Origin of the sequence: Oricola indica, assembly GCF_965227485.1 — a bacterium.
Taxonomy (GTDB): Bacteria; Pseudomonadota; Alphaproteobacteria; order Rhizobiales; family Rhizobiaceae; genus Oricola; species Oricola indica.
On the sequence record NZ_OZ245747.1, the window covers coordinates 1,415,230 to 1,433,804 of the forward strand.

Annotated in this window: 15 protein-coding genes; 12 read left to right on the plus strand and 3 right to left on the minus strand. The window is 62.0% G+C overall.

What is annotated here, in order from left to right; all coding sequences use genetic code 11:
- Positions 1–86 precede the first annotated feature (86 nt).
- From tolB to serA, 10 genes are all read left to right on the plus strand, one after another.
- On the plus strand, positions 87–1,361 hold the full coding sequence (tolB, locus tag ACQK2M_RS07210; protein WP_223476117.1) for a Tol-Pal system beta propeller repeat protein TolB: 1,275 nt from the start codon (positions 87–89) through the stop codon (positions 1,359–1,361).
- Positions 1,362–1,512: 151 nt separating this feature from the next.
- Positions 1,513–2,013: a peptidoglycan-associated lipoprotein Pal gene (gene pal, locus ACQK2M_RS07215; protein WP_223475988.1), complete on the plus strand. Its 501-nt coding sequence runs from the start codon at positions 1,513–1,515 to the stop codon at positions 2,011–2,013.
- Positions 2,014–2,160: 147 nt separating this feature from the next.
- Positions 2,161–3,084, plus strand: a complete 924-nt coding sequence (gene ybgF, locus ACQK2M_RS07220; RefSeq protein WP_425417232.1) for a tol-pal system protein YbgF — start codon at positions 2,161–2,163, stop codon at positions 3,082–3,084.
- On the plus strand, positions 3,078–4,178 hold the full coding sequence (gene tilS, locus ACQK2M_RS07225; RefSeq protein WP_425417233.1) for a tRNA lysidine(34) synthetase TilS: 1,101 nt from the start codon (positions 3,078–3,080) through the stop codon (positions 4,176–4,178). The genes ybgF and tilS overlap by 7 nt, the downstream gene beginning before the upstream one ends.
- 110 nt (positions 4,179–4,288) lie before the next feature.
- The gene (ftsH, locus tag ACQK2M_RS07230; RefSeq protein WP_223475985.1) at positions 4,289–6,226 is read left to right on the plus strand and encodes an ATP-dependent zinc metalloprotease FtsH; all 1,938 of its coding nucleotides are present in this window, start codon (positions 4,289–4,291) and stop codon (positions 6,224–6,226) included.
- A 117-nt stretch (positions 6,227–6,343) separates the two neighbouring features.
- Entirely contained in the window at positions 6,344–7,693 is a 1,350-nt protein-coding gene (gene glmM / locus ACQK2M_RS07235) for a phosphoglucosamine mutase (protein WP_223475984.1), read from the plus strand.
- 190 nt (positions 7,694–7,883) lie between these two features.
- Positions 7,884–8,744: an outer membrane protein gene (locus ACQK2M_RS07240; protein WP_223475983.1), complete on the plus strand. Its 861-nt coding sequence runs from the start codon at positions 7,884–7,886 to the stop codon at positions 8,742–8,744.
- A gap of 178 nt (positions 8,745–8,922) precedes the next feature.
- The gene (locus ACQK2M_RS07245; RefSeq protein ID WP_425417234.1) at positions 8,923–9,891 is read left to right on the plus strand and encodes an outer membrane protein; all 969 of its coding nucleotides are present in this window, start codon (positions 8,923–8,925) and stop codon (positions 9,889–9,891) included.
- 174 nt (positions 9,892–10,065) lie between these two features.
- Entirely contained in the window at positions 10,066–11,244 is a 1,179-nt protein-coding gene (locus ACQK2M_RS07250) for a phosphoserine transaminase (RefSeq protein ID WP_425417235.1), read from the plus strand.
- Positions 11,245–11,311: 67 nt separating this feature from the next.
- Positions 11,312–12,904 carry a phosphoglycerate dehydrogenase gene (gene serA, locus ACQK2M_RS07255; RefSeq protein ID WP_425417236.1) on the plus strand — a complete coding sequence of 531 codons (1,593 nt, stop codon included), beginning with the start codon at positions 11,312–11,314 and terminating at the stop codon, positions 12,902–12,904.
- Between the two features lie 63 nt (positions 12,905–12,967).
- Here serA and ACQK2M_RS07260 read toward each other — a convergent pair whose 3' ends face one another.
- Positions 12,968–13,366, minus strand: a complete 399-nt coding sequence (locus tag ACQK2M_RS07260) for a VOC family protein (protein ID WP_425417237.1) — start codon at positions 13,364–13,366, stop codon at positions 12,968–12,970.
- Between the two features lie 233 nt (positions 13,367–13,599).
- Entirely contained in the window at positions 13,600–14,514 is a 915-nt protein-coding gene (locus ACQK2M_RS07265; RefSeq protein WP_425417238.1) for a DMT family transporter, read from the minus strand.
- Positions 14,515–14,703: 189 nt separating this feature from the next.
- On the opposite strand from ACQK2M_RS07265, the gene ACQK2M_RS07270 reads away from it, so the two are divergent.
- Complete coding sequence (locus ACQK2M_RS07270; protein ID WP_425417239.1) at positions 14,704–16,002, plus strand: adenylosuccinate synthase; 1,299 nt, start codon at positions 14,704–14,706, stop codon at positions 16,000–16,002.
- A gap of 87 nt (positions 16,003–16,089) precedes the next feature.
- Positions 16,090–17,475 carry a hypothetical protein gene (locus tag ACQK2M_RS07275; protein WP_425417240.1) on the plus strand — a complete coding sequence of 462 codons (1,386 nt, stop codon included), beginning with the start codon at positions 16,090–16,092 and terminating at the stop codon, positions 17,473–17,475.
- Positions 17,476–17,545: 70 nt separating this feature from the next.
- Here ACQK2M_RS07275 and rpoH read toward each other — a convergent pair whose 3' ends face one another.
- The gene (gene rpoH / locus ACQK2M_RS07280; RefSeq protein ID WP_223475975.1) at positions 17,546–18,454 is read right to left on the minus strand and encodes an RNA polymerase sigma factor RpoH; all 909 of its coding nucleotides are present in this window, start codon (positions 18,452–18,454) and stop codon (positions 17,546–17,548) included.
- Between the last annotated feature and the right edge of the window lie 121 nt (positions 18,455–18,575).

Genomic DNA, 18,575 nt, shown 5'->3' on the forward strand with positions numbered 1-18,575 from the left:
TTCCCGAGAGACGAACGGAAAACCGTGGGACAGGAAGGACTGAAGAAATGAGAAAACCGACCCTGCGACTGATCGCCTTCGTGACGATGGCCATGACGGCCTTCGCGCTTGGCGGCCAGCCGGCCCGCGCGCTGGTGGAGATCGACATCAACAAGGGCAATATCGAGCCATTGCCGATCGCGATCACCGATTTCATTTCGTCGGACGGGATCGGCGCGCAGATATCGGGCGTCGTTGCCGCCGACCTGCAAAGCTCCGGCCTGTTCGCGCCGATCGGCAAGGGCGCGTTCATCGAAAAGGTCTCCAATCCCGATGTCGCACCGCGTTTCGAGGACTGGCGCGTGATCAACGCGCAGGCGCTGGTCATCGGCCGTGTCATCGAGGAGGGCGACGGTCGGCTGCGGGCGGAATTCCGGCTGTGGGACACCTTCGCCGGGGAGCAGATGCTTGGCGAGCAGTTCTTCACCAATCGCGACAATTGGCGGCGTGTCGCCCATATCATCGCCGACACGATCTATCAGCGCCTGACCGGCGAGAAGGGCTATTTCGACACGCGCGTCGTCTTCGTGTCCGAGTCCGGGCCGAAGGACAGGCGGGTCAAGAAACTGGCGATCATGGACCAGGACGGCGCCAATGTCCGTTACCTGACACGCGGTGACGATATCGTGCTGACGCCGCGCTTCTCGCCGACGCGACAGGAAATCACCTATATGGATTTCGCCGGGGGCGAGCCGAAGGTCTATCTCCTGCAGTTGGAGACCGGCCAGCGTGAGCTTGTCGGCGACTTCCCGGGCATGACCTTCAGCCCCCGCTTCTCGCCGGATGGCCAGCAGGTCATCATGAGCCTGCAGCAGGGCGGCAACGCGAACATCTATTCGATGGATCTGCGCACGCGCCGCACGACCCGGCTGACGAACTCCAATGCGATCGACACGTCGCCCTCCTTTTCGCCGGACGGTTCGCGGATCGTGTTCGAATCCGACCGCGGCGGGCGCCAGCAGCTTTACGTGATGGGTGCCGGCGGCGGCGAACCGCAGCGCATTTCCTTCGGCAACGGATCCTATTCGACACCGGTGTGGTCGCCGCGCGGTGATCTGATCGCCTTCACGAAACAGTCCGGCGGGCAGTTCTCGATCGGCGTCATGCGGCCGGATGGATCGGGCGAGCGTATCCTGACCACCGGCTTCCACAACGAAGGTCCGACATGGGCGCCGAATGGTCGGGTACTGATGTTCTTCCGCGAGGCGGCCGGCAGCGGCGGTCCGCAGCTTTTCACCATCGATCTGACAGGCCGGAACGAGCGTGCGATCCGGACGCCCGAGTTCGGATCCGACCCGGCATGGTCGCCACTATTGGAGTAGGGCGTCTCGAAGCCGCCGCATTTCCGCCATATCGCGGCAAGCAGCCACGCTGCCGGTTTACGGTCGATTAACCCTCTTTCTTGAACGGCGGTTAACCTCGACAGGGTTACCAAAGCTTCAACGAATTCGTTCAAATCCAGGAGAAGCGGCCATGCGCCGAATTCCAACAGCCCCGATCAAGCTCATCGCGATCATGCTCGTTGCAGGCTTTGCCGTCACCGGCTGCGCCAGCAAGAAGCCGTTGCCCAACAATCCGGGCGAACTCGGCCTCAACAATGCCGCGCCGGGCACGTCTCAGGACTTCACCGTCAATGTCGGCGACCGTATCTTCTTCGATACGGATTCCTCGGCGATCCGCGCCGATGCCCAGCAGACGCTGGCGCGTCAGGCTCAGTGGCTCAACCAGTATCCGAACTATTCGATCACGATCGAAGGCCATGCCGACGAGCGCGGCACGCGCGAATACAACATCGCACTCGGTGCGCGCCGCGCCGCCGCAACGCGCGACTTCCTGGCCGCGCGCGGGGTCAATCAGGCACGCATCCGCACGATTTCCTACGGCAAGGAACGTCCGGTGGCGACCTGCGACGATATCTCCTGCTGGTCCCAAAACCGCCGCGCGGTCACCCAGTTGGGTGGCCCGGGAAGCTGATCGTCGCCCGATGCGAAATGAAAAAGCGGCTTCGGCCGCTTTTTTTGTTTGGGGTCCAAGACAAAGTTTTGTCGAACTTGACCGCTTAGTGTTACAGGCTTGACGGCCTTAACCATGATAGCGGGGTGCTTATTCGAAATGGTATCAATGCCGAGATTATTCAGTGCGGTGCTGGCGGTTGCCACGTTGGCCGCATGGGGAGCGCAGGCCGGCGAGGCGCGCAAGCTGCCGTCGGGCAGCTACGAGGTGGCGCAAGCCGCCGATCCGCGCGTCTACCAGCTGGAAGAACAGGTGCGCCAACTTAACGGGAAAATCGAGGAACTGACGTTCCAGATGCTCGAACTCCAGGAACAGTTGCGCCGCATGCAGGAAAACAACGAGTTCCGCTTCCAGGAACTCGAAAACTCGGACCAGACGGATGCCGGCGACAGCGCACTGCCCGCGCTATCCGCGCCGACCGATACCGCCGAGGCGGTACCGGAACCGCCGGCCGCACAGCCCGCCGCGCCGCAGACCGCGACCGCCCAAAACGGACGCGGCGGCACGGTGCTCGGGAAACAGCCGCGCAATCTGGGGACGTTGACGGTCGACGGGCAAGGCAATGTTGTCGACGGGTCGGTGGATTTCTCCCAGGAGACAATCGACTCGGCCGTCGATGGATCTTCGGTAGCCAGCGTGAACACGCCGGACGATCCGGAAGTGTACTACCGGTCCGGCTACGAGAACGTGCTCAATGGCGATTACAATGTTGCCGAAGGGATTTTCCGTTCCTTCGTCGAATTGTTCCCGAGCGACCCGCTGGTGCCGGATGCGCGCTTCTGGTTGGCAGAAAGCGTGCGCGCACAGGGCCGTCTCGAAGAGGCGGTGGAGATTTTCATCGCCCTGCGTCAGAGCTACCCCGATACGCAGAAAGCGCCTGAAACCCTGCTCAAGATCGGCCAGATCATGCTCGATCTCGGCGACCGCGACGTCGCCTGCGTCACTTTTGCCGATGCTCAATCAAGCTACCCGGACATGTCCCCGAACGTCCGCGGCCGGATCGCCGAAGAGCGTTCCAGAGCGCAGTGCTAAGCACTGATCGCCTGACCGCGCCTGTCTGGCGCACCCTTTCCTCAATTCAGTTCGACCCGCGAAGCCGCATCGCGATCGCCCTATCCGGCGGCGGCGACTCGACAGCCTTGCTGCGTCTCGCCTACGCCTATTTTGACGCGCGCGGCGAGGCAGGGCGCCTTGTTGCGGTTACCGTCGATCACGGCCTGCGCAATGCATCCGCTGCCGAGGCGCGACTGGCCGGAGACGTCTGCGCGAAGCTCGGCATTTCCCACGAGATCAAGGAATGGCGCGGCGAAAAGCCTGCAACGGGGCTGCAAGCCGCCGCGCGGGATGCGCGTTATCGCCTGCTCGCGGAAGCCGCCGCCGCGCATGACTGCAGCACCATACTCACCGGTCACACGCTGGATGACCAGGCCGAAACAGTCGCGATGCGCGGCAAGCGCGGTGCGGGGCGGGGGCTATCCGGCATCGCGCCTGCGACGCTGTATGAGCGCCGGACATGGTTTGTGCGCCCGCTGATCGGCCGTCGGCGAAGTGAGTTGCGCGACTGGCTTTCCGGAATGGGGCAGACCTGGATCGACGATCCGTCCAATTGCGATATGCGCTTCGAACGGGTTCGCGTGCGCGGCGAAGATGTCGCGACGATGGATGCCGAGACATTTCGCGCGGCTTTCGAAGCGCGTCGGGCCGAAGCCCGCAACGCTGCGTCGATGCTGGGCGATGACGGGCTCTGGCGTTTCGACAGCGACGCGCGCACCGCCGAACTCCAATGTGATTTCGCGCCCGCCGCAGACGGCTTCGTGCTGGCGCTCTCGGTCGTTTTGAGCTGGGTCGGGCATGGGGCCTATCTGCCGCCGGTCCCGCTCGTGGAAAAGGTGGCCGCTTTCTGCCGGGAGGCAGCGCCCGGCAAGCGGATGACGGCGGCCGGCTGCCTTCTTTCGAAGGTTGGCGGCCGGGTGCGAATTGGCCGTGAGCAACGCAATCGGCGTGGCGGCGGCTACGGATACGACCACCTGCTGCCAAGCCCCGATTTCGATGTCGCGCAGGCGCTGGCTGATCGCGCCGGCGAACCCGGATTCCCGTCTCCGCCGATTTCCGGTTACCTTGATTGATCAGAAACGTCGCAGATAAGCCCGATTGCCTTGGCAATGTCGGACTTCGCACCTATGTTTGAGACAAGGTTCGCCGCCGGATCGCGGAGCGGCACAGTAACGAGACAGATATGAATCCGAATTATCGAAATTTCGCGTTGTGGGCGATCATCGCATTGATGCTGATCGCACTGTTCAACATGTTCGACAACCAGCCGACGACGACGTCGAGCCGCGAAGTCTCCTATTCGCAGTTCCTGCAGGACGTCTCGACCGGCCGCGTCAAGACGGTGACCATCGCGGGCGACCAGATCAGCGGTACCTACAGCGACTCCGGCGCCAGCTTCCAGACCTATTCTCCCGGCGACGACAATCTTGTCGAGCGGCTCGAGAGTCAGGGTGTGGAAATACGTGCCCGGCCGGAGAATGACGGTTCGAATTCGTTCCTCTCCTACGTCTTCACGTGGCTGCCGATGATCATCATCCTTGGCGTCTGGATTTTCTTCATGCGCCAGATGCAGGGTGGCGGTTCGCGTGCAATGGGCTTCGGCAAGTCGCGCGCCAAGCTTCTCACGGAAGCGCATGGCCGTATCACCTTCGCCGATGTGGCGGGTGTCGACGAGGCCAAGCAGGATCTCGAAGAAATCGTCGAGTTCCTGCGTGATCCGCAGAAGTTCCAGCGTCTCGGCGGCAAGATTCCGCGCGGCGTGCTGCTCGTCGGACCGCCCGGAACCGGCAAGACGCTGCTGGCGCGTTCGGTCGCCGGCGAGGCGAACGTTCCGTTCTTCACCATTTCCGGTTCGGACTTTGTCGAGATGTTCGTCGGCGTCGGCGCGAGCCGCGTGCGCGACATGTTCGAGCAGGCCAAGAAGAATTCGCCCTGCATCATCTTCATCGACGAAATCGATGCGGTCGGCCGTCATCGCGGCGCCGGTCTCGGCGGCGGCAATGACGAGCGTGAGCAGACGCTGAACCAGCTTCTTGTCGAGATGGACGGTTTCGAGGCCAATGAGTCGATCATCCTGATCGCGGCCACCAACCGCCCCGACGTGCTTGACCCGGCCCTGATGCGTCCCGGCCGTTTCGACCGCCAGGTGGTCGTGCCGAATCCGGATATCATCGGCCGCGAGAAGATCCTCAAGGTGCATGTGCGCAACGTTCCGCTTGCGCCGAATGTCGACCTCAAGGTCATCGCGCGTGGTACGCCGGGCTTCTCCGGCGCGGACCTGATGAACCTCGTCAACGAGGCTGCCCTGATGGCGGCGCGGCGCAACAAGCGTCTTGTCACCATGCAGGAATTCGAGGACGCCAAGGACAAGGTGATGATGGGCGCGGAGCGCCGGTCCACCGCCATGACCGAGGAAGAAAAGCAGCTGACCGCCTATCACGAGGCCGGTCACGCGATCCTGGCGCTGAACGTGCCGTCTTCTGACCCGGTCCACAAGGCGACGATCATCCCGCGCGGGCGTGCGCTGGGCATGGTCATGCAGTTGCCGGAAGGCGACCGCTACTCGATGAGCTACAAATACATGATCTCCCGGTTGGCGATCATGATGGGTGGCCGTATCGCCGAGGAGCTGAAGTTCGGCAAGGAGAACATCACCTCCGGTGCCGCTTCCGACATCGAGCAGGCGACGAAGCTGGCGCGTGCCATGGTTACGCAGTGGGGCTTCTCCGACAAGCTCGGTCAGGTCGCCTATGGCGAGAACCAGCAGGAAGTGTTCCTCGGGCATTCCGTTGCCCAGCAGAAGAACATTTCCGAGGACACCGCCCAGATCATCGACATGGAAGTTCGTCGGCTGGTCGACGAGGCTTATGCCGAGGCGCGTCGTATCCTGACCGAGAAGAAAGACGACTGGATCACGCTCGCCGAAGGCCTGCTCGAATACGAGACGCTATCCGGCGACGAGATCAAGGATCTTTTGGCTGGTCGCAAGCCTTCGCGCGACATGGGCGACGACACGCCGCCTTCGCGGGGTTCCGCCGTGCCGAAGGCCGGCTCCAAGGAGAAGACCGACAAGGGCGACGAGCCTGACACCGGCGGAATGGAGCCGCAGCCGCAGGGTTAACCGTGGTCCGCAATGCCTGAGGAAGGCCGCTTCGGCGGCCTTTTTTCATGGAGTCGCGTGGTGTATACGGGTGCGCGGGCAGGGGACACGAAAAGACGGGCGCTCGACGGGCATCTCATGACAAGAAATTATTTCGGCACCGACGGTATCCGGGGCACGGCCAACAAACACCCGATGACGGCAGAGATCGCCATGAAGGTCGGCATGGCCGTCGGCGTGGCGTTTCAGCGCGGTGGCCATCGCCATCGGGTTGTGATCGGCAAGGATACGCGCCTGTCCGGCTACATGATCGAGAACGCCATGGTGGCCGGCTTCACGGCCGCAGGCGTGGACGTTTTCCTGCTGGGGCCGGTTCCGACCCCAGCCGTCGCGATGCTGACACGGTCGTTGCGCGCCGATATCGGCGTGATGATATCGGCATCCCACAATCCGTTCCACGATAACGGCATCAAGCTGTTCGGACCGGATGGCTACAAGCTTTCCGATTCCATTGAGCTCGAAATCGAGCGGCTGCTCGGCAAGGACCTGTCGTCGAAGATGGCGAAGCCCGACAAGATCGGTCGTGCGCAGCGCGTCGAGGGCGACCTTTACCGCTATATCGAATTCGCCAAACGGACCTTCCCGAAGGAAATGACGCTGTCCGGCATGCGCCTCGTGCTCGATTGCGCGAATGGTGCGGCCTACAAGGCGGCTCCCGCTGCGCTTTGGGAGCTTGGCGCCGAGGTCGTGACCATCAACAACAAACCGGACGGTTTCAACGTCAACCTGGATTGCGGATCGACCAATCCCCTCGGCCTTTCGAAGAAGGTGCATGAGGTACGCGCCGATCTCGGCATCGCGTTCGATGGCGACGCGGACCGGATGCTGATCGTCGACGAGCATGGCACGGTCGTGGATGGCGATCAGCTCATGGCGCTGATCGCGGAAGACTGGCACCGGCGCGAAAGGCTGACCGGCGGCGGTCTGGTCGCAACCGTGATGTCCAATCTCGGGCTCGAACGGTTCATGGCTTCGAAAAATCTGGAGCTGGTGCGCACCCAGGTCGGCGACCGTTACGTCGTCGAACATATGCGCGCGCATGGCTACAATGTCGGTGGCGAGCAGTCGGGCCACATCGTGCTGTCGGACTATTCGACCACGGGCGACGGGCTGATATCCGCACTGCAGGTGATCGCCTGCATCCGCGCCGCCGGCAAGCCGGCAAGCGAGGTGTGCCGCAAGTTCGAACCGGTTCCGCAAGTGCTCAAGAACGTCCGGTTCTCCGGCCGCAAACCGCTTGAGAACAAACAGGTGCAATCGGCGATCGATGACGGCCGCAGCCGTCTGGGTGACGGGCGGCTCGTCATTCGTCCGTCGGGTACCGAGCCGGTGATCCGGGTGATGGCGGAAGGCGATGACCGCGCCATTGTCGAGCAGGTCGTCGACGATATCGTCGGCGTGATTGCGGGGCAGAAGACAGCCGCCTGACGTTTCCGAAATCGACGTTTTCAGACGGCGCCGCGAGGCGCCGTTTTTGTTTGTCTGCGCCGTTTATGGTCAACAAACACGGTAAAAAAACAGGGTTAAGTGCGTTTTAACTTTTCACGACCAGTATAGCGCTCGAGGTTTGCGATAAGCCTGTTTTACCGAGTTCCAGGGCTGTTGGAAGGATCAGACCATGAAGACTGCAGCGAAATACCTGCTTTGCGGCGCGACGCTCGCCGTTGCCGGTGTCGCGCCCGCAATGGCGGCAGACATCTACGAACCCCCGATTATCGAAACGCCGATTTTCAAGGCGCCGGAGCATGTTCCCGCTCCCGTGTCGGGATGGTATCTGCGCGGTGATGTGGGCTATTCCTACAACATCTTTCATACCGGGCACTACGCGATCGCAACCGACGATCCGCTTCTGCTTACCAATTCGATCTTCTCGTCCGGATTCCGCAGCACATTCACCGTGGGTGGCGGCGTCGGCTACAAGGTCAACAATTTCTTCCGCGCCGACGTGACCGCCGACTGGACCGGCAATGGAAAGTTCACAGGCTACACGCTCGGGTCCTGCGGCGTGGCGCTCGACTGCACATCGACGGATATCGCGACGTTCTCCGCACTGACGCTGATGGCGAATGCCTATGTCGATCTTGGAACCTATGGCCGCGTCACGCCCTATGTCGGCGGCGGCTTCGGCGGCTCCTATGTCCATTGGAGCGATTTGGGCAATACGGCCTGCGAAACCGGCAATCCGGGCAACTGCGACCCGACCGTCTGGCACGAGGGTGGCTATGACTGGCGCTTTGCCTATGCCCTCATGGCAGGTGTCTCGGTGGATATCAGCTGCAGCCTCGCGGCGGATGTCGGCTACAAGTACCAGCACATCACCAGCGGCGAGATGTTCGGCACCGTGGACAACACGGGTTACGGACATGACGGCGGCATGACTTCGCACCAGGTCAAGGCGGGCCTGCGCTACAAGTTTGGCGGCTGCGAGCGGCCGGTCGAAGTTGTCTACCAGCCGGAGCCCCTGCCGGTTTACAAGTAAGCCGCAAACGCTTTCCCAATACGGGCCCGGTCGCGAAAGCGATCGGGCCTTTTCCGTTAAAGTATCGGGTTAAGGAACATGCTTAACTACGGCTTAACTCTTATCCTTAATAGTGCGTGAAGGGGGCTCCGCCGGATGCGATTCCGCTGTGTCCCGGTCAGCGCAAGAGAGTTGAGCCATGACGAAATTGAAGAAACGGATCTGTGCCATTGGCGTTGCGACGGCATTCATGGCGGGATCCCAGGCGGTTGCCGCCGACATGGACGGCATTTTCGTCGATGATGCGAATTTCATCCAGAAGCCGGCCGAACTCGGGTCGGGCTGGTATATCCGCGGCGATCTCGGCATCAATTTCAATGGCAATCACGACGTCAGCATCTACGGCAACCCGGCCTTCAGCACGTATGTGGACAACAATTACACCGACAAGATCCACTTCGCCGTCGGTGCCGGCTACCGCTTCAACAATTTCCTGCGCATGGATGCCGGCATCGGGCGTCTGGCGGGCACGAATTACTCGACATCGGAGCTGATGTACGAGGACGAATTCAGCGCCAATCTCGGCGACCCGCTGGCCGTTCAGCCCGGCGAGGCCAATCCCTGTAACGGCTGGGGAACCTTTGTCGACGTTAATGGTAACGGCGACGAATACACCTATATCGGCGACGATTTCATCACGAACTGTATCGACCAGGACAATGTCGAATACGATGTCGTCTACGCGATGGCGAATGTTTATGCCGATCTCGGCACTTTCTACGGCTTCACGCCTTTCGTCGGCGCGGGCGTCGGCATCGGCCGTCTCGCCTGGCGCGAGGAACTCGATTCCGTGGTCTGCGTTCCGCGCAGCGCCTCCGTGCGCGAGGAGGGTTGCCAGGCCTTCGGCGTCGCGGAGCAGCCGGGACCCAACGAACCCTATACCCAGCCGGGCACCGTGTCCGAAGGCGTCGATTATCGCCTCGGCTACAGCGTGACCGCGGGCCTTGGCTACAACGTCACCGACAATGTGACCATCGAGGCCGCCTATCGCTACATGAATTTCGGCGCGAAGATCCTGTCCACCGGCGGCACCACCGGGGCGGGGCTGTCGTCCAACGGCTACGGAACGCACCAGGTGAATTTCGGCCTGCGCTACAACATCTGGTAGGCGCGCCATCACGGCGGGGACGAGAGGGTCGCTTCGGCGGCCCTTTTTTGTCGTTCCGATGAAAATTGCCGCAGCCTTCGCAAATCACCTTGACCGCGAATGTCCCCGGGAGTAATGCCCGCGGTGGGACACCTCTCCCCAACGAGAGGCTACTATCTGGAAGGATAGAATATTATGGTAGCGACACTCCCTACGCCGGACATGCGTCCGGCCAATCCCCGTTTTTCTTCTGGTCCTTGTGCGAAACGCCCCGATTGGGCGGTCGAAAACCTCGACACATCCGTACTCGGCCGTTCCCACCGCTCAAAGCCCGGCAAGGCCAAGCTCGCAGACGCAATCGCGCTGACGCGTGAAATCCTTCGCGTGCCGGACGATTACCGGATCGGCATCGTGCCGGCTTCCGACACGGGCGCCGTCGAAATGGCGCTCTGGTCGCTGCTCGGCGAACGCGGCGTCGACATGGTGGCTTGGGAATCCTTCGGATCCGGCTGGGTCACCGACGTCGTCAAGCAGCTGAAGCTGAACGATGTTCGCAAGATCGAGGCCGACTACGGCGAATTGCCGGACCTTTCGACCATCGATTTCTCGCGCGATGTCGTCTTCACCTGGAACGGCACGACCTCGGGCGTGCGCGTTCCGAATGCCGACTTCATCCCCGCCGACCGCGAGGGGCTGACGATCTGCGACGCCACCTCGGCGGCCTTCGCCCAGCCTCTGGAATTCGCCAAGCTCGATGTCACGACCTTCTCCTGGCAGAAGGTTCTCGGAGGCGAGGGCGGTCACGGCGTCATCATCCTGTCTCCGCGTGCCGTGGAGCGGCTGGAAACCTACACGCCCGCATGGCCGCTGCCGAAGATTTTCCGCATGACCAAGGGCGGCAAGCTGATCGAGGGCATCTTCAAGGGCGAGACGATCAACACCCCGTCGGTGCTCTGCGTCGAAGATTATCTCGATGCGCTCAATTGGGCGAAGTCGGTCGGCGGTCTCGATGGTCTGATGGCCCGCGCGGACGCCAACTTCAGGGCAATCCAGGATCACGTCGATGCCAGTTCCTGGCTCGAGAATCTTGCGATCGATCCGGCAACGCGTTCCAACACGTCGGTCTGTCTGAAGATCGTCGATCCGGATATCACCGCTCTTTCGGACGAGGAGCAGGCGGCGTTCGCCAAGGCGATCGTCTCGGCGCTCGACAAGGAAGGCGTCGCCTTCGATATCGGCGCCTATCGCGATGCGCCATCCGGCCTGCGCATCTGGGCCGGTGCGACCGTCGAGACATCCGATCTGGCGGCGCTGATGCCGTGGCTCGACTGGGCGTTCGAAGCGCAAAAGTCCGCGCTCAAGGCAGCCGCCTGACGATTTCCCGGTGGCGGCTACGGCCGCCCCGTTTTCCCGTTTTCATTCACATTGAAGGAGGCCTTCCATGGCACCTCGCGTACTCGTCTCGGACAAGCTGTCCGAAACCGCCGTGCAGATTTTCAAGGACCGCGGCATTGACGTCGACTTCCTGCCGGATGTCGGCAAGGACAAGGAAAAACTGCTCGAAATCATCGGCCAGTATGATGGCCTGGCGATCCGTTCGGCGACCAAGGTGACCGAGAAGGTCATCGAAGCGGCGACCAACCTCAAGGTCGTGGGCCGGGCCGGCATCGGCGTCGACAATGTCGACATTCCGGCCGCTTCGCGGCGTGGTATCATCGTGATGAACACCCCGTTCGGCAATTCGATCACGACGGCCGAACACGCTATCGCGATGATCTTCGCCGTCGCCCGTCAGCTGCCCGAGGCGCATGCCTCGACGAGCGCCGGAAAGTGGGAGAAGTCCAAGTTCATGGGCGTCGAGATCACCGGCAAGACGCTTGGCCTCATCGGCTGCGGCAATATCGGTACGATCGTCGCCCAGCGCGCCATCGGCCTGAAAATGCACGTTGTCGCCTTCGATCCGTTCCTGTCGCCGGAGCGGGCGATGGAACTGGGCGTGGAGAAGGTGGAACTGGACGATCTGTTCGCCCGGGCCGACTTCATCACCCTGCATACGCCGCTGACAGACAAGACGCGCAACATCATCGACGCGAAAGCGATTGCGAAGATGAAAACGGGTGTGCGCATCGTCAACTGCGCGCGTGGCGGTTTGATCGTCGAAACCGATCTGGTCGAGGCGCTGAAATCCGGCAAGGTCGCCGGCGCCGGCATCGACGTCTTCGAGGTCGAGCCGGCCACCAAGAACGAGCTGTTCCATCTGCCGAACGTGGTCTGCACGCCGCATCTGGGTGCATCGACGGCGGAAGCGCAGGAAAATGTCGCGCTGCAGGTCGCCGAGCAGATGTCGGAATATCTGCTGAAGGGCGCGGTTTCCAACGCGATCAACATGCCGTCGATCACGGCGGAGGAAGCGCCGCGCCTCAAGCCCTTCGTCAAGCTCGCCGAAACGCTCGGCGCATTTGTCGGCCAGGTCACGGAAAGCGCCATCAAGGAGGTGGAAATCCTCTATGACGGCATCACAGCCGACATGAACACCAAGGCGCTCACCTCGGCTGCGCTTGCTGGCCTCATCCGTCCGCAGGTCGCCGACGTCAACATGGTCTCCGCGCCGATCATGGTGAAGGAAAAAGGCATCATCGTCTCGGAGGTCAAACGCGACAAGTCGGGCGTTTTCGACGGCTATATCAAGCTGACGGTGAAGACGGCCAACAATACCCGCTCGGTCGCCGGTACGGTGTTCTCCGACGGCAAGCCGCGCTTCATCCAGATCAAGGGCATCAATCTCGATGCCGAGATCGGGCAGCACATGGTCTACACGACCAACAATGACGCGCCGGGCATCATCGGCATTCTCGGTACGACTTTCGGCAAGCACGGCGTCAACATCGCCAACTTCCAGCTTGGCCGTAACCGGCCGGGCGGCGACGCGATCGCGCTGCTCTATGTCGACGAGTTGGTGAGCGAAGAGGTTCTCGACGAGGTTCGGGCATTCCCGGAAATCCTGTCCGCCAAACCGCTAGTCTTCGACGTCTAGGCGGCGAATTGCATAGCTGCATGTACGGCCCCGGACTTGAACGGTCCGGGGCCGTTTTTGCGACTACCGGCCGAATTTCCGCATAGCGTCCGCGCTGACCGGGGTGAACAGATTGACCAAGGCCCCGTCGGGATCGCGGAAAAGCAGAGAGCGGTTTCCCCATGGCAGGGTCTTCGGTTCCTGCACGACATCTTTCAGGAACGGTTTCAACCGCTCGTATTCCGCATCGACATCATCGACGAGGAACTCGATGATCGCACTGCGATTGGCGCCCGCACGGGTGTCCCCGGCCTCGAACATCTGCAGGGTGCGCGTGCTGCCGATCGCGAGGGTGCAGGAGATCGTGGCGATTTCGGCGAAATCCTCTCCGAACCAGGCGGGCTCAAGCCGGGTCACGCGGGCGTAGAACTCGACGAGGCGTTTGATGTCATCGGTGATGATGCGTATCGAGACGAAATTCATGGAAGCGATCCTTCGGGCAAGTGTCGTGCGGGAATTGCATCTGCCGGACCACTATCAAAGGCCTACTGACACCCTTCCGTCAGCAGGTCGTGACTGCGAGAGATCGCATGAAAAGTGATCAACGGGCGGCTTCGTCTGCCATCGATTTCGTGCTATTATCCGGGTTCCAATCCGGCCGCTGCCCGGACGCGCCACAAGACCGACCTATGCTGTGACGGATGCGGGGTCCGACGTCAGCGACCGGATTTGATTTTCCGCTTCACCCCGTGCTCGGCGAGCGAGATGCCGCCGATGACCATGGCCAGCGCCACGGCGTGGAACAGGTGGAAACGTTCTCCCAGAATGACGATCGCCAGCAATGTGCCGAAAACCGGCACGAGATTGATGAACAGGCTCGCGCGGTTCGGTCCAATCAGTTCCACGCCGCGCATGTAGAAAACCTGCGACAGGATGGATGGGAAGATCACGGTGTAGATGACGATGGCATAGCCGGTCAGATCGGGCGCATATCCCGTCTCCGACATCTGCTCCCATATGGCGAATGGCCAGGCGGTCAGCATCGCCGAGAATGACATCACGATCATCAATGGCCGCCAATCGAGTGCGGGCTTGTAGCGCAGCGCCACCGTGTATCCGCCATAGGCGAGGACCGCGAGCACCATGATCGCGTCTCCGCGGTTGATTTCAAGGGTCGCGAACCTGGCGAGATCCCCGCCGGAAACGGTGATCGCCACGCCGATAATCGACAGAACGAACCCCAGTAGCTGGATCGGGCCGACGCGCATGCCGAAAAGGGCGAAATTGGCCGCGAATATCACCAGCGGCATGGCGGACTGTTCGATGGTCACATTGATCGCCGACGTGTATTTCAGCGCCGAGTAAAGAGCGATGTTGAAGATCGTAAAGCCGACCGCGCCGAGCATGAGCATCACCGGGAGGTTCCGGCGCACTTCGGGCCATTGCCGGCGCAGTGTGGGAAAGCCGATCACAAACATGATCGCGAAAGCGGCCGTCCACCGCAGGGCTGTCAGGGTCATCGGCGGGATGTGCCCAACCGCCAGTTTTCCGGCAATCGCGTTTCCGCCCCAGAACAGGGTGGTGAACAGCAGGAAAAGATAGGCAATTCGATTGGTCGTTGCGGGGGGCATTCACGATGTCCGATGCGGAGGGAAGGTGAGCACTATCGGAAGGATGCTCATGCGTAAACAGATGAGATTCGGCGTAAAATCGCTGTTTTCTGCGGGCAAGGCGGAATTACGCGAATTGCCTATCGCGATTTTGCCGTCCAGCGTCTAAAAGGCCGCGGGTTTGCATATTCAAGTCGGGACAATGACCAAATGACCAATGTTGTGGTGATCGGAAGCCAGTGGGGCGACGAGGGCAAGGGCAAGATTGTCGACTGGCTCTCCGAACGCGCCGATGTGGTCGTACGCTTCCAGGGCGGCCACAATGCGGGCCATACGCTCGTCATCGACGGCGTGAGCTACAAGCTGTCGCTGCTTCCTTCCGGCGTGGTGCGCGAAGGCAAGTTCTCCCTCATCGGCAATGGCGTCGTGTTCGATCCGCATGCCTTCGTGGCCGAACTTGAGCGGCTGGCGGAAAAGGGCGTCACGGTCGGACCGGATCGCCTGCGCATTGCCGAGAACACGGCCCTGATCCTGTCCGTCCACCGCGAACTGGACGGCATCCGGGAAGACGCGGCCTCCAATTCCGGCACCAAGATCGGCACGACGCGGCGCGGCATCGGCCCGGCCTACGAGGACAAGGTGGGCCGGCGCGCCATCCGTGCCATGGACCTGAAGAACATGGAGACGTTGCCCGCCAAGGTCGACAGGCTGCTCACCCATCATAATGCGCTCCGTCGAGGCCTTGGTTATGAAGAGGTAGCGCACGAGACGCTGATGGACGAATTGCGGTCGGTGGCGGAGACGATCGTTCCCTATATCGACCGGGTCTGGAAGATACTGGACGACTACCGCCGCCGGGGCGCGCGAATCCTCTTCGAGGGCGCGCAGGGAACGTTGCTCGATATCGATCACGGCACCTATCCCTTCGTGACGTCCTCGAACACCACCGCCGGGCAGGCGGCAACCGGGTCCGGAATCGGGCCGGGCAGCGTCGGATACGTGCTCGGGATCACCAAGGCGTACACGACACGGGTCGGCGAAGGTCCCTTTCCGACCGAGCAGGACAACGATATCGGCCAGTTCCTCGGCGAGCGCGGTCACGAATTCGGCACCGTCACGGGGCGAAAGCGGCGCTGTGGCTGGTTCGACGCCGTGCTGGTTCGGCAGGCGGTCGCGATCAACGGAATCACCGGGATCGCGCTGACCAAGCTCGACGTGCTGGACGGGCTGGACGAGATCCGGATTTGCGTTGGCTACAAGCTCGATGGCGAGGAAATCGACTATCTGCCCGCCAGCCAGGGAGCGCAGGCGCGGGTCGAAGCGATCTACGAAACCGTGGAAGGCTGGAAGGCGACGACCGCCGGCGCGCGGACATGGAACGATCTGCCGGCGCAGGCGGTCAAATATGTCCGTCACATCGAGGAACTGATCGGCGCGCCGGTGGCGCTCCTCTCGACCAGCCCGGAGCGCGACGACACCATCCTTGTGACTGATCCGTTTCATGATTAGAGCAGGGGACATAAATTGAGCACAGTTTCCATTTTTCTGCCGCTCAACTACGCTAACCCCGGGGCAACGCACGCATAGGTCGAATGAATGGCAGATTTTGAGGCGGTCCTCAGAAAGACGCTGGACGGAATAGTCGATCCGTCGCCCGAGACGCGTGCGAAGGTTTATGAGCGCGCGAGGGCGACCATCGGGCGGCAAATCGATGCCTTGCCGAAGCGGCCCTCCGAAGCCGTGATCCAGCGCCAGTATGAAAAACTCGAGGCGGCGATTGCCGTGATCGAGGAAACTTACGCCGAGCCGGACGAGCCGGTTCTCGACGAACCTGCCGAGGCGCCGGCATCCCAGGAAGACCCGCTGGCCGCGTTTCTTGCCGAGCAGGAAGCCGGCGACGGCGCGTTCGGAAAAACGACAGGGCCCGACAGCGACGCCCCGGATCTGGCCGCCGAGGGCGAGCGCGGGACCATTCAGGCGCCCCCGCCGCCGCGCGGACGTGGAAGTCGCCCGCTGCTCTGGGCGGCGATCGCCGTCAGCATGCTGCTGGTTGCCGGCGTCGTCGGTTATCTGGGCGTGACCTTCTTCGGGCCCAGCCCGGAGGTGGTGCGGACCACAGAGGACGGCCTGCCGCTCAGGGAAGTGCCCAGCACGACCGTGACCATCGATGATACCGACAACAGCGGCGATGCGCCCCAGACCGCAAATGCGGACGATGCGGCGGCTGGCGACGGTCCGCCGAAATTCACTCAGAGACTGACGCCCGACGGTCGGGAAATCGACGAGGGACCGGCGAATACACCGGGGTCTGGCGGCGAAGGGACATCCGTAGCCGGACAATCGCCGGGCGACGGGGCGACGCAGCCCGACAGCGATGCGGGGACGACCGAGCCCGCAACGGCGTCCGACAATGGCTCGCAACCGTCTTCATTGCCTGTCGGCCAGCGCGCGATTTTCTATCAGGAACGCACCGGGACCCAGGCGGGCACGGCCGAGGCGGGCTCGACAGTCTGGTCCGTCGTTCAGGAATCGCCGGGCGGCGACGCTCCGCTCGAACCGGCGATCCGCGCGGAAGCGACAATTCCGGATCTCGGCATGACGATGGAAATGACGATCCGCCGCAACGAGGACGATACGTTCCCGGCCAGCCACGTGATCGAATTGTTCTTCAGGGTCCCCGATTCATTCGAGGGGCGTGGCATCGCGGACGTCCAGCGCATCACCTTCAAGGGGACCGAACAGGATCCGGGCAATGCACTGATCGGGGTGGCTGCGCCGCTCGATACCAATATCTTCCTGATCGCCCTGACGGATGCCGACACGGCGATCGAGACGAATTTGAACCTGATGCGCCGGCAGCAGTGGATCGATATTCCGATGCAATATATCAGCGGTCGGCGCGCGCTGATCACGCTGGAGAAGGGCATTCCCGGCGATCAGGTGTTCAACGACGTAATGTCGGCCTGGGAACGGACCCAGTAGCCGCGATCTGCGGATCAACAAAAAGGCCGGGCATTGCCCGGCCTTTTTTCGTCTGGATCGTCGATCTGGTTCAGGCCGCCGCTTCCGGTTGGCGCAGCGCCTTTTGCTGAGCCAGCGCCGCAGCTTTGACCGCGTCCTGCACCTTCTCGAAGGCGCGGACCTCGATCTGGCGTACGCGTTCGCGCGAGATATCGAATTCGCCGGAGAGCTGTTCGAGCGTCAGCGGATCCTCCGCCAAGCGGCGCGCCTCGAATATGCGGCGTTCGCGGTCGTTGAGCACGTCCATGGCATCATGAAGAAGGGCGGAACGCTGCTCGCGCTCGTCTTCGTCGATCAGCATCTGTTCCTGGCTGTCGCTGTCGTCGACGAGCCAGTCCTGCCACTGACCGCTTTCGCCGTCGCTCGCCTTGATCGGCGCATTGAGTGAGGCGTCGCCGGACATGCGCTGGTTCATGGAGGTGACTTCCTCCTCCGAGACCTGCAGTTCCGTGGCGATCTTCTTGACCTGCTCGGGATTGAGATCGGCATCGCCGAGTGCGCGGATCTTGTTCTTCGCCTTGCGCAGGTTGAAGAACAGCCGCTTCTGGTTGGCGGTCGTTCCCATCTTCACGAGGCTCCACGACCGCAGGATATATTCCTGGATCGAGGCCTTGATCCACCACATCGCATAGGTGGCGAGACGGAAACCGCGTTCGGGTTCGAAGCGCTTGACCGCCTGCATCAGGCCGACATTGCCTTCGGAAATCACTTCGCCGATCGGCAGGCCGTAGCCGCGATAACCCATCGCGATCTTGGCGACGAGGCGCAGGTGACTTGTAACGAGTTTGTGCGCGGCGTCAGGATCGTCATGCTCGTTATAGCGCTTGGCGAGCATGTACTCTTCCTGCGGCTGCAGCATGGGGAAACGGCGTATTTCCTCGAGATAGCGGGTCAGGCCGCCTTCACCGCCATAGAGGCTGGGGAGATTCGTCTGGGCCATTCAGTCAGCACCCTTTCGTTTTATCGAGGTTCCCGCATGATTGCGGCAAACCGTTGGCGCATCCGTCGATTTCGACCGGACGCAGAAAAACGGGCAAGCGGCAGAGCCTTCTCGCCCACAT